General features: G+C 52.3%; 10 protein-coding genes and 1 riboswitch. Of the genes, 1 reads left to right on the top strand and 9 read right to left on the bottom strand.

The features are described from left to right. Positions 1–8 precede the first annotated feature (8 nt). The 3 genes from BZG23_RS05510 to rapA form a co-directional block, all read right to left on the bottom strand. The gene (locus tag BZG23_RS05510; RefSeq protein ID WP_077606387.1) at positions 9–980 is read right to left on the bottom strand and encodes a D-2-hydroxyacid dehydrogenase; all 972 of its coding nucleotides are present in this window, start codon (positions 978–980) and stop codon (positions 9–11) included. A gap of 68 nt (positions 981–1,048) precedes the next feature. Then, on the bottom strand, positions 1,049–1,792 hold the full coding sequence (gene rluA, locus BZG23_RS05505; protein ID WP_077606386.1) for a bifunctional tRNA pseudouridine(32) synthase/23S rRNA pseudouridine(746) synthase RluA: 744 nt from the start codon (positions 1,790–1,792) through the stop codon (positions 1,049–1,051). Positions 1,793–1,831: 39 nt separating this feature from the next. Next, positions 1,832–4,741: an RNA polymerase-associated protein RapA gene (gene rapA / locus BZG23_RS05500; protein WP_077606385.1), complete on the bottom strand. Its 2,910-nt coding sequence runs from the start codon at positions 4,739–4,741 to the stop codon at positions 1,832–1,834. A gap of 315 nt (positions 4,742–5,056) precedes the next feature. On the opposite strand from rapA, the gene BZG23_RS05495 reads away from it, so the two are divergent. Then, positions 5,057–6,430 (top strand): PhoH family protein, encoded by a 1,374-nt coding sequence (locus BZG23_RS05495; RefSeq protein ID WP_046074270.1) that lies wholly within the window; start codon positions 5,057–5,059, stop codon positions 6,428–6,430. Between the two features lie 45 nt (positions 6,431–6,475). Here BZG23_RS05495 and BZG23_RS05490 read toward each other — a convergent pair whose 3' ends face one another. The 6 genes from BZG23_RS05490 to leuD form a co-directional block, all read right to left on the bottom strand. Next, positions 6,476–7,480: a GGDEF domain-containing protein gene (locus tag BZG23_RS05490; protein WP_077606384.1), complete on the bottom strand. Its 1,005-nt coding sequence runs from the start codon at positions 7,478–7,480 to the stop codon at positions 6,476–6,478. 48 nt (positions 7,481–7,528) lie between these two features. Then, the gene (gene thiQ, locus BZG23_RS05485; protein ID WP_077606383.1) at positions 7,529–8,251 is read right to left on the bottom strand and encodes a thiamine ABC transporter ATP-binding protein; all 723 of its coding nucleotides are present in this window, start codon (positions 8,249–8,251) and stop codon (positions 7,529–7,531) included. After that, positions 8,245–9,834 (bottom strand): thiamine/thiamine pyrophosphate ABC transporter permease, encoded by a 1,590-nt coding sequence (gene thiP / locus BZG23_RS05480; RefSeq protein WP_077606382.1) that lies wholly within the window; start codon positions 9,832–9,834, stop codon positions 8,245–8,247. Before thiP ends, thiQ begins: the two co-directional genes overlap by 7 nt. A gap of 5 nt (positions 9,835–9,839) precedes the next feature. Then, positions 9,840–10,835: a thiamine ABC transporter substrate binding subunit gene (gene thiB, locus BZG23_RS05475; protein ID WP_077606381.1), complete on the bottom strand. Its 996-nt coding sequence runs from the start codon at positions 10,833–10,835 to the stop codon at positions 9,840–9,842. A gap of 43 nt (positions 10,836–10,878) precedes the next feature. Next, positions 10,879–10,980, bottom strand: a riboswitch (TPP riboswitch). 38 nt (positions 10,981–11,018) lie between these two features. Continuing rightward, the gene (locus BZG23_RS05470; RefSeq protein ID WP_077606380.1) at positions 11,019–11,810 is read right to left on the bottom strand and encodes a DUF547 domain-containing protein; all 792 of its coding nucleotides are present in this window, start codon (positions 11,808–11,810) and stop codon (positions 11,019–11,021) included. 141 nt (positions 11,811–11,951) lie between these two features. Further along, the gene (gene leuD, locus BZG23_RS05465) at positions 11,952–12,554 is read right to left on the bottom strand and encodes a 3-isopropylmalate dehydratase small subunit (RefSeq protein WP_077606379.1); all 603 of its coding nucleotides are present in this window, start codon (positions 12,552–12,554) and stop codon (positions 11,952–11,954) included. Between the last annotated feature and the right edge of the window lie 8 nt (positions 12,555–12,562).

Below are 12,562 nucleotides of genomic sequence, written 5' to 3'. Positions count from 1 at the left end.
CTTGTGCGTTAGTCAACCAGTGTATGTTGCGGCGATCCGCTTAAAAAGCCATCAATGTTATCCACCAGTTGGTTGGCGAGACGGTTAACCGCTTCATCTGCGCCCCATGCGATATGAGGGGTGACCAGCAGGTTAGGCAATGATGCGGCGATCAGCGGGTGAGTGTTAGGTGCCGGCTCTTCACTCAGTACATCCAATCCAGCACCGCCAATTTGACCCGTTTCTAGCGCGTGTAGCAGCGCGGTCTCGTTGACTAAGCCGCCACGTCCGGTGTTGATCAATATGGCATGCTCTGGCATCAACGCCAGCGTGTCTTGGTCGATAAGATGATGGGTGTTATCGGTGAGTGGGCAATGTAAGGAGAGCACATCTGCTTGGCATAGCACGTGTTCGAAAGGCAGATAACCAGGTCGGCATGCCTGTGCACCACGGTGCTCGGCGAAAACCACCTTCATTCCTACTGCGCGCGCAAGTTGTGCGACGGCCTCGCCCAATGCACCTTTTCCAATGATCCCCAATGTACTGCCGGCCACACTGCCAATAGGGTGGGTGAAAAAGCAGAACTGTCCTTGCTTTTGCCATTCGCCATTTTGGACATCTTGGTGATAGCCGAGGAGCTGGCGCTTGAGGGCAAAAATCATGGCAATGACATGCTCAGGCACCGACTGAGTGGCATAGCCTTGCACATTGCATACTTGTACACCATGCGCTTGGCAGGCCGCCAAGTCGACATTGTTTACCCCTGTTGCGGCCACTGCAATCAGTTTGAGTTTCGGGCAGGCGGTAAGCACCGTTTCATCGATCACCACTTTGTTGGTAATGGCGACATCAGCGTCTTGTAAGCGCGCGATCACATCGCTGGGTTGCGTTTCACCGTAGGCTTGCCAGTGATGTGGATGCTGGGGCGTGGGCAGGACAATATGCGCTGGGATAGTGTTGCGGTCGAGAAAGACGATATTGACGGGGTCGTGCTGAGCCATGTTGATCTCCGAGTCTCAATCCATGGCTCTAGGGTGCGAGATATCGCGATGTTGTGCAATGGTTTCAGCTAGCTGGCCTGTGAATCCGTCGTTGTGCTCGCAAGTGGTACGGCCAATTGATACTCATTGGCCAAGCGGTTGTCGGGCATCGTGGAGTAAAAATCACAGGGAGCCTGAAAATGGAGCGTTTCACCGGTGGCCGGATGCAGCAGGCTGAGTTCGGCAGCATGGAGGTGCAGTCGATGGGTATAGGCGAGCGCATCCGGGCAGGCATAAAATTCATCGCCGACAATGCTGTGCCCTATAGACTGCATATGCACGCGCAGTTGGTGCGAGCGTCCCGTCAACGGGTACAGGGCCATCAAGCAGGTAGATGGTGAGGCTTGCAAGCAACGGTAGTGGGTTTGTGATGGCTTGCCATGTTCAAAGCACACTTTCTGACGCGGGCGGTTGGGCCAGTCACAAATCAGCGGCAAGTCAATGATGCCGTCATGGCTGTCGGGTTGTCCCCACACTTCCGCATAATAGAGTTTGGTAGGGACGCGGTCGCGAAACTGCGCTTTAAGGTTGCGCTCTGCTTCTTTATGGGCGGCAAAGGCCATCACCCCTGAGGTGGACATGTCTAAGCGGTGAACCAGCTCGGCGGAGGGAAACGCGGCTTTCACGCGCGACCATGCGCTGTCGTAATGCTCGGGATTGCGACCAGGGTTGGCCAGCAGACCACTGGGTTTGTTGATCACCACCAGATCCGCATCTTGATAGAGGATGTCTAACCAAGGATCTGTCGGTGGATGGTATTCAGTCATTGCCATAGGGTTTATCGGGGCCGCCGGGCCCCGTCTCACTTTGGTTTATTGGTGGCTAACCACAACAAGGCGCAGCGCATCGAGTTCAATTTGTGCGTGCTGAATATGGTGCGACAAGGTGCTTATCTGCTCGCGTAATGCGTCTAGCTCATCATCACGAATATTCGGATTGACCGTTTTCAGCGCCTCTAAACGCGCTAAGGCTTGTTGGAGCTCGGTTTCCATTTCTTGGAGCGCCCGGGTTTGGATCTCACCGAGGGCTTTTTCTGCCAGTGGCTCACTGCTCTCAATCAGTTTGTGGATCTGGCTTTGTACTGAGTTGACCATTTTACTGCCGAGGTGACGGTTAACAGGGCTCAGTTGACGATGGAAGCTTTCAAACTCGACGTTGGCGGACAGATCATTGCCATTGGCATCAAGCAACAGTCGCACGGGTGTTTGCGGTAAAAAGCGGTGGATACCGCTCGATTTCGGAGCTTGGGCGTCAATGGTGTAGATAAGCTCGACAAACAGCGTGCCGACCGGCAGTGACTTGTTTTTAAGCAGTGATACCGCGGTAGTGCCGATGTTTTCGCTCAGCAGCAAATCAATGCCGCCGCGAACAATGGGGTGCTCCCAAGACACAAACTGAACATCTTCGCGACTCAATGCGGTATCGCGGTCAAAGGTGATGGTACAGCCATCGGTAGGCAGCCCTGGGTAGCTGGGCACCATCATGTGTTCAGACGGTTTGACCACCAAGGCATTTTCTCCTTTGTCATCTTGATTGACACCGATAGTATCAAACAGCCCCAAGGTAAAGGTGACTAAGTTGGTATCACCATCCTGCTCAGCAATAGTGTTTGCCAGTTGGTTGGCGGCTTCCCCACCGTGAGAGTGCATTTCTAGCAGTTTATCGCGGCCTTGCTCCATTTCCGCTTTTAGCCGTTGGTTCATGGTGGCACTGTCGTGAATAAGGGTCGTCAGCGCATCATCTTGTTGGTTGGCGGCCAACAAGGCCAGGAGGGTCTCGCCGTATTGTTCAAACACCGCTCGGCCCGTGGGGCAAGTATCTTCAAACGCGTCCAAGCCTTCGTGATACCAGCGCGCCAAAATGGTTTGCGCGGTGCCTTCAAGGTACGGGACATGAATGGCAATATCTTGCGTCTGGCCAATACGGTCAAGGCGGCCAATACGCTGCTCGAGTAAGTCGGGATTCATCGGTAAGTCGAACATTACCAGCTGATGAGCAAACTGGAAGTTGCGCCCCTCAGAGCCAATTTCCGAGCAGATCAAGACCTGAGCGCCCCCTTCTTCTTGGGCAAAGTAAGCGGCGGCTTTGTCACGCTCGACAATCGACATGCCTTCATGGAATACGGTACCGCGAATGCCTTCGCGCTCACGCAGTGCTTGCTCCAGAGTCAGTGCGGTTTGCGCCCGCGAGCAAATAATCAGCACCTTCTCGCTGCGATGGGCCTTTAAGTAATCCAGCAGCCAGTCAATACGCGGATCAAAGCCCCACCAGCTCGCGCTATCCCCTTCAAACTGTTGATAGATATCTTCTGGGTATAGGTTTTGCACGGCCTTTTGTTCGCTTGAGCCGGTGCTACCCATCATGCCAGCGACTCGCATGGCAGTTTGATATTGACTGGGTAGCGCGAGTGGGTGCATATGCAGGTGGCGGCTGGGGAAGCCACTGATTGCTGCTCGGGTATTGCGAAATAACACACGCCCGGTGCCGTGACGGTCCATAAGATCATCAATCAATTGTTGGCGCGCCTGAGCGTTCTCTTCTGCGTTATCACTGTGCACTTGGGCTAAACGTGCTGACAGATCTTCGTGTTGCAATAGCTGACGTATCCCAGCTTGTGCCGCGTCGGTCAGTGGCGTATCGYYCAGCAGCGCTTCMACSGCYTCAGCCACRGGCGCGTATTGTTGWGCTTCTTCGACAAAGACGTCGTAATCATAGAAACGGTCGGGGTCGAGCAGGCGCAAGCGAGCAAAATGGCTTTGTTGGCCCAGTTGCTCTGGCGTGGCGGTGAGCAGCAACACGCCCGGCGTATGTTCGGCAATGCTTTCAACGATTTGATATTCTCGACTCGGTGCCTCCGGCGTCCAAGTCAAGTGATGGGCTTCGTCAACCACCAGTAGATCCCAATGGGTATCACAGACTTGTTCCACCCGGCGGCGGTTTTTGCGCAGAAACTCGAGTGAGCACAATACCAACTGTTGGGTATCAAAGGGGTTGGGGGCGTCGGCAAAAGCCTCGACACAGCGCTCTTCATCGAAAATGGAGAAATGCAGATTAAAGCGGCGCATCATCTCCACCAGCCACTGGTGCTGCAGGGTTTCGGGTACCACAATCAGCACACGTTCCGCACGGCCAGCCAGCACCTGCTGGTGGATAATCATTCCTGCCTCAATGGTTTTCCCCAACCCCACTTCGTCGGCGAGCAGCACGCGTGGTGCATGACGACGACCGACTTCATGGGCAATATAAAGCTGATGGGGGATCAGGCCAGCACGCATACCAGTCAAGCCGCGTAGCGGGCTGCGCAATTGCTGATATTGGTTGGTCAGGGCGCGATAACGCAGGGCAAAACGGTCCATACGATCGAGTTGGCCTGCAAACAGTTTGTCTTGCGGCTTGTTAAAGCGAATTTGGTGGCTGAGTAAGATCTCACGCAGTGCGACCTCATCTTCCCCTGTGTCGGAACGCTGGCCGTAATAGGTTAATACCCCATCGTTTTCCTCAACGCGTGAGACGGTCATGGTCCAGCCTTCGTGACTTTCCACCTCATCGCCGGGATTGAACATCACCCGAGTCACGGGCGCATCATGGCTGGCATACAGCCGTGTTTCATCACTAGCAGGAAACATTAGGGTCACGGTACGGCCATCAACGGACACCACAGTGCCGAGTCCAAGATCATGTTCCGTATCACTGATCCAACGTTGTCCAAGCGCAAATGACATAGGGGAAAACCTCTGAATTAACTCGATTGTCGAAAGACGCGACGCCATTCAATACAGCGTCGTTTAAATACTCTGCTATTCAGTGTGGCACTGAAAAAATTGGCCGCCAATAGTACTCGAACTTGTGAGGAGGGTCACGATGAAACTCAACGAATCGCATCAAAGGTCACGCTGACATACAAACGTCATTAATGGGCGGCAAAGATAAAAGCGTGAGCTGGCGCAGTAAAACAAGTTGGGCGCATCCCAACGGCCAGGTCTACGCTTATTTTAAGCGCTGTCACCGACAGTGAACTGCCGACACAGGAGGTGCCTATGGGCGACGCCGACCGGAAGCTGTTTGTACTTGATACTAATATTCTCCTCCACGAGCCTTTCTCGATTTACTCTTTCCAAGAACACGATGTCGTGATCCCCATGACTGTCCTCGAAGAACTTGACCGCATCAAAGACAGCAAGCGTGATGTCTCACGGGATGCGCGTGTGGCGATCCGCGCCTTGGAAGATATTTTTAAAGAGGCTACTCCTGACGAAATTGGCGAGGGTATTGCCGTTGGCAAAGGGGATGCTACTGGCACGGTATCGATTCTCGCTGATTTTGAGATCAAAGAAACGGTCCATGCCTTCGCGGATAAAGCGGGTGATAACCGAATACTCAATGCGGTGTTATATCTACAAACCAAACGCTCGCCACGTAAAGTGGTGTTGGTGACCAAAGACATCAATATGCGTCTGCGCGCTAAAGGGGCGGGGGTGATGCATGTGGAGGATTATCGCACCGACCAGTTGATTGATGATGTACGATTGTTGACCAAGGGTTTCCACCAATTTGAAGGTAGCTTTTGGGATAAAGTGGGGGAGTGCAATAGTCAAGCCTATGGCACAGAGACCTTACATACGTTGCCGTCAGAGCTCCTCGATACCCCGTTTGTTAATCAATACCTGTTGGATGACAGTGACGATTTTGCTGCGCGAGTGCAAGCCATTGATGGCGATAAAGCGGTGATTAAAGATCTGAGCCGAGAGCGATTGATGCATCGCGCCGCGTGGGATGTAAAACCGAAAAATATCTACCAAGGCATGGCAATGGATGCGTTGCTGGATCCGAGCATTGACTTGGCGATCCTCACCGGTCCGGCGGGCTGTGGTAAAACCATTCTGGCGATGGCAGCGGCCCTTGAACAAGTGGTCGAAAAAGGGATGTATGACAAGATTATCGTGACCCGCAATACACCAGATATTGGCGAGTCGATCGGCTTTTTACCGGGCACTGAAGAAGAGAAAATGTTGCCTTGGCTTGGGGCCGTCACCGACACGCTAGAAGCGTTGCACATGCATGACGAGTGCACTGATGGCTCGATGCGGTACATCATGGAGAAAGCCAATCTACAGTTTAAATCGATTAACTTTATGCGTGGTCGTTCGATTCAAAACGCGTTTGTCATTTTGGATGAGTGCCAAAACCTGACTGCCTCTCAGCTTAAAACCATTATCACCCGATGTGGGGAAGGTACCAAGCTGGTGTGCTCGGGGAACTTAGCGCAAATTGATTCTTCGTATTTAACCCCAGTGACATCAGGGCTGACTTACATTGTCGAGCGGTTTAAAAACTTTGAAGGCAGTGCGTGCGTATACCTCAATGGCGTGGTGCGTAGTCGGTTGGCTGAATTTGCCGAAGAAAATTTGTAGTGGGTATCAGGTGGTGGTCATCAGGCCGCCACCTTTCTCCATGAGCTAAAACAATTCAACATCGTCCTCGGCGACAAAGGTTTTTATCACCCCAGATTGCAGTAAGTCATCATAAAAAGCGACCTGGTTACGACCGTTTTGTTTGGCGTGATAGAGCGCTTGATCCGCATTGCCTAAGATGGTGCTGGTACTGAGTTGTCCACGTTCAATCCGTGTCGCGCCCATGGAAATAGTCACGGTCTGAGCGGCACCAAAATCTCGAGCGTTGACATTAGCAATAAAGGTGTTGGCTTTTTGCTCTGCCATCGCCCGCGAGCAGGGTTGAAACAGCACCACAAATTCATCGCCGCCATACCGGAACAAGGTGTCTTGTGACGAGAAGGTCTGGCGCATCAATGAAGCCAATAACAAGATGACCTCGTCACCAAATACATGACCAAAGTTATCATTGATTTGCTTAAAGTGATCAACATCGAAAATACACACCCAAGGTGAGAGCGAGCTGTCGGGGTCAATGTCGGACGTCGCCTCGCTTTGTGCTAAGCGATCACAAATAAGATCCAGCTTTTTAGAGAGGACTTTGCGATTAAATAAGCTGGTGAAACTATCACGCTCGCTGGCCATGATAATCTGCTGATAGTTCTCGTAAATACGCGTCAATCCTGCCACTAGAGCACGTTGTTCCTGGCTGAGATCTGTGGCCCGGCCGCATAAAACACCGTTCACACCTTCTTCTTTTTCGTAATAAATGGGGACAGCAATCAATACATGATCATTGGTATGGTGTTGAGTCACCGCTTGTGTCGCTAGGCATTCTGCAAGCAGCGCGTCAATTTGATGGATGTTCTCTTGCTGAAAAGCGCTGTTGTCATTGGTGCCTAATACCGTGAAGGCAGGCTGCATATCGGCGCAGTAATCAAGCAGCACCACTTCACTCACTGGGGTAAGCTCGGTAATTGAGGTCAGCAAGCTTTTAGTAATCGCATCGACTTCCGTTTTAGCGGTAAAGTCGACAATCGAGTCGAGGATCTGGATGCTGCTGGCGGCCACAAGGCGCCTCCTTGGATTCTTCCGTGTTTTCCTTAGTATAGAAGCCTATCAGGGGGATGCCACCCGGAACGAATCGTCAGCGGTGCCCATGTAACTTTGCATCATCGCGGGTGGATGGTTGAGCGCCTCAACCGGACGGTGAAGACATACTTTTCCCTCATCGAGATAAAGAAACTGAGAGGCAATGGCTTGAGCATCTTCAGGGTGGTGGGTGACCATCACCACGGTAGTGCCTTGCGCTTCGGCGGTACGCTTAACTAGCATCAGCATGTCTTTTTTTAGCGCGGGATCGAGTGCGGAGAAGGGCTCATCGAGCAGCAATAAAGGTTGGTTGCGTGCGATGCTTCTACCCAGTGCGATACGTTGTCGTTGCCCGCCTGACAATTGGCCGGGCAGGCGAGAGAGATAGTCGCTTAAGCCGACCGATTGCGCTGCCTGTTCAATGTTTTCCCGTTGGGTAGCGGTGAGTTTCAGTGATGGTGATAAGCCAATCGCCATATTGTCGAACACCGACAAATGGGTAAAGACATTATGCTCTTGGAACAAGATAGACAGTGGCCGCTGGTGGGCGGGGGTTGTTGTCACTGGCTTACCATCAATAGCAATCTCGCCACTATCAGGGGCAATCAACCCGGCAATCAGTGATAGTAAGGTGCTTTTGCCTGCCCCGCTGGGCCCGAGCACGGCCACAATCTCTCCAGGGGCGATATGGGCATCAAAGGTCATCCAATCTTGTTGGTAACTATACTGAACATCGGAAATCGTTAACATGCGTGTCTCCATTGGATAAGGCGCGTCAGTAGGGCATAACACCCCAAGCTGGTGAGCAGTAACAGCATCGCCGCGGCGGCGCCCGCTTCCATTTGGTAACTGCCCATTAAGCGAAACAAATACAGGGGCAGGGTTTGAAAGTTTTGACTACCAAATAAGGAGATGGCACTGAGATCGCCCATGGATAACACAAAACTCACCGCGACACCGCGCGCAATAGGTGCACGTAAACAGTCCCACTCAATCAGACGTAAACGCGTGATGCCTCTGACGCCTAAGGTGGCGCACAAGTTATGGTATGACTGAGCGAGCTGGAAGGCGGGGGCACTCAAGACCTTGATAAGATAAGGCAGCGCCATCAGGGCGTTCACTGTCATTACCAGCCACAGCGCTAAGCTGAATACGTTACTAAACTGGCGAAACAGCAAAAAAAGCCCGGTACTGAGCACGATACTTGGCACTACCAGGATGATGGCACCGAGCGTTTCTATGCCGTCCGCCTGTTTTTTTCGTCCATGTAAGCGCCAGTGCCGACTGGCTAAGATCACCGCCACGGCTAACACAAAAGCAAAGGTGGTTGCGCCCGTGGCAATGAACAGCGAGTGCAGAGTCGCTTGCCACAGTGCGCTATCGCCGAGCACCGCTAATGCGCTAGGGTTCAGCCCGCGTGCAATCACCACGCCGAGAGGCGGTAACACCAGTAGCAAAACGAGGCCAATCCAAAGGCCATCCCAACACTTGGCCGCACGGCTATCCAAAGACGCAGGCAGCGGCAGCACTTCACTGGGTGTGCTCGGCAGCGGGCGCGTCAAGGTTTGCACGGTAAATGCGATGGCCCCGCATAGCAGCATTTGCCACAGCGCGAGGACAGCACCCGTTTGTAAATCGAAATCAAAATGAATGGCTTGGTAAATGGCCAGCTCGATGGTCGTCGCTTTCGGCCCGCCGCCCAGTGCCATGACAGTCGCGAAGCTGGTAAAGCACAACATAAATACTAGCCCCACGATATGAGGCAAACTTTGGCGTAGATACGGCCATTCTAGGTGCTTAAAACGTTGCCAGCCTTTGAGCCCTAGCTGGGTAGCAAGACGGCGTTGATCGGCTGGGATCCCCTCTAAGGCTTGCACCATTAATTGGGCGGAAAAAGGGAGATTAAAAAACACATGGGCGAGTAAAATGCCACTTAAGCCATAAATAGAAAACGGCATAGCCGCATCGAAGTGCGCGAAAGCTTGTGCAATCCAGCCACTACGGCCATAGATAGCAACCAGTCCAAATACTCCTACCAAGACCGGCAGCACCAAGGTCATGGCGAATAACTTCAGCAGCCATGCCTTTGCTGGAAATTGTCGGCGAGACAGCGCATGAGCGACTGGCACTGCTAGCCCAACGCTAAGTACAACGGATAACGTGGCCTGTTTAAAACTAAAGTAGGTGACATGACGCAAGTAGGTATCTTGCCATAAGGAGGCAAGTGACAAATCGTGGCTGTGAGAGAATAACGCCCAGAGTGCGCTGCCAATCAAAGCCACGACCAAGCTGGCCGCAATACTGCCCGGCCAGGTTCGAGAAGGGTTGAGCATCTTGGCTATTCAACCAGCGCGGTTTGCCAGTCACGCACCCATTGCTGGCGATTGCCCATCACTTCATCAGGCTGATACAGCAAGCTCTCTTGCGGTTTGTCCAAGGTGTAGAAGGCATCAGGCAAGTTGACATCGGTGACCGGATACATCCACTGAGTGGTTGGGATCACCGACTGTGCCGCATCACTGAGCATAAATTGTAAAAACGCATCCGCACGTTCCGGCTGATCGGTATAGGCTGATTTAGCGGCGACTTCGATTTGCATATAGTGCCCCTCTTCAAACATGGCGGCGGCAAAGCGATCGTCTTCATCGGCCACTAAGTGGTAAGCCGGCGAGGTGGTGTAAGAGAGCACCATGTCCGCTTCTTTATTGAGGAACATGTTGTAAGCTTCGGTCCAGCCTTTGGTCACAGTGATCGTGTTATCGGCAAGATCGCGCCATGCTTGTTGATTATTATCGCCGTACACTTTTTGGATCCAAAGCATTAGCCCCTGGCCGACCGTTGATACGCGCGGATCTTGGTAAATCACACTGATGTCATCGCGCTCCTCAATCAAGGCTTTGAGGCTTTTGGGTGGGTCGAGCAAACGAGTAGTGTCATACACAAAGGCAAAATAGCCGTAATCGTAAGGGATAAAGTATTTGTTATCCCACCCGCCAGGCACTTGCAGGCGCTCGGTATTGACCGCGTGCTCGGCAACAATCCCACTGCGCTCGGCTTCTTTCATTAAGTTGGTATCCATACCGAGTACGATATCGGCTTGGGTGGTTTCTCCTTCAATGCGCAGGCGATTAAGTAAGGCGGCCCCATCGTCGAGAGACACAAACTCAAGCTGGCAATCGCATTGCTGTTCAAATTTCGCTTTAATTTTAGGCCCCGCCCCCCATTCAGCAATAAAGGAGTCATAGGTATAGACAGTAAGCGGGTCCGCGGCGCGGGCGCCGAGTGATAATAGCGATAAAGAAACCAGAGTGAGAACAGAGGTAAAAACTTTCACAGCACGCTCCTAAGTTGGGCGTGGGTGTTGAGGCAAGTTGATGGCAACATCAAGTCTCAATCCCTACGCCAGTGTTAGCTGGATCAGGTTCGATGGGTCTAGCGCAGTGCGCAATCTCAGCCGTGAGGCTCCCCAATGAGTACGGTGGTATTGTACTGATTGGCTTAGGGTTAACCAAGCCTTTTAGTTGCCGAGTTGGTTAAGGTCCCAGTTGTAGTCGTATTCCAATGTTGCCTCTTGTGGCAATGGAATATCGCGATACTGGTTTATGTGAGCGATCACGCCTTGCTTATCGCCACCAAAGTCAGCTTCAAACCATTCATAAATTGAGGAAAGTTGCCATTTTTCCCCTTGCTGACTCACGCCTTTATCACTGTTAATGAAGGTATAGGCGGCGTGCTCGAGCTGTGCATCAAGTGCACTGGCTTGAAAGGCTTGTGGCTGAAGATTAGGGCAGCCAAGGCTGGCACAGTTGACCGCATAGTGGGTACGCGGATCTTGCCAAAGCGGGCGTAAAATCCGGTGTTCGATATCGTTTAAAGTGAGCGGCTCGCCAGCGACGGTAACCACTTCATCATCCCAAGGGCCAAAGCTAAATAGCCCACCGAGTTTGGTGATGGAACGGACCGGGTACTCGGCGATAATCAGTTTTACCGTGACCGCATTATAGAGGTTAACCCAATACGCGTATTGCTCGTCTTTGGTCAGGGTACGTGGGTCGCGCGCGGTGAGCATGTCAATGTAATGGTCGAGGGTTGCTTTGTCGTTATCCGTGACCGCGGCATAGTTAAATAAGGTGTGCTGCCCCTGAGATTGCAAATACTTATCGAGTAACACTTGCCAGCTGTGATGGGTAAACGTGGCTTGGCTGTCAGGGTTATGGGCATCCCACATTGCCCAGTAATCCGCTTTGGGCGCGGCTTGGCTGATGAGCGGAAACACTAACCAGAGCAGAAGTATAAAATGTTTTTGCATTGCCAGTCCTTAATGCGATCAAACCTTCTTTGAGACTAGACCAAGCGAGTCAGCGGTTGGTTTCATTGAGGATGGAAAAATGGGTTGAAGCGCCAATAAGTACGGGTAACACCGCGCTTATTGGCGTTCTTGGAGGGCGTATTACACCAAAAAGTCTGGTATTTGTTTTTCAAAGCGTGAGATATCGGCTTCGTGCTGCAACGTCAGACCGATGCTATCTAACCCTTCCAACAGGCAATGACGGCGAAAATCATCCATCTGGAAGGCAAAGCAGTGTTCACCGGCACGGATGGTTTGGGCGGGCAAATCTAGCGTTACAGTCGCGCCTTCATTTTCTGCCACATACGTAAATAAAGCATCGATTTGGCCTTCTTCAAGGGTCACCGGCACCATTTGGTTATTAATGCAGTTGCCATAGAAAATATCGGCAAAACTGGGGGCGATAATCACTTTAAACCCGTAATCATCCAGCGCCCAAGGCGCATGCTCGCGGGATGAGCCACAGCCAAAATTCTCGCGGGTGAGCAAGACGCTCGCGCCTTGGTAACGTGCTTGGTTAAGCACGAACTCGGGGTTCGGTTGCTGGCCCGCATCGTCTAAAAAGCGCCAATCGTGAAACAGGTGCTGCCCAAAGCCGGTGCGGGTGACCTTTTGCAAAAACTGCTTGGGAATGATCGCATCGGTATCGACGTTCGCCGCATCCAACGGGGCAACAATGCCGGTATGAGTGTGTATGCCTGACATAAGGCCTC

The sequence above is a fragment of the Salinivibrio sp. ML290 genome (assembly GCF_001995695.1).
Lineage (GTDB): Bacteria > Pseudomonadota > Gammaproteobacteria > Enterobacterales > Vibrionaceae > Salinivibrio > Salinivibrio siamensis.
The sequence above is the reverse complement of the archived record's forward strand: the minus strand, read 5'-3'. Positions and strand labels throughout refer to the sequence as shown.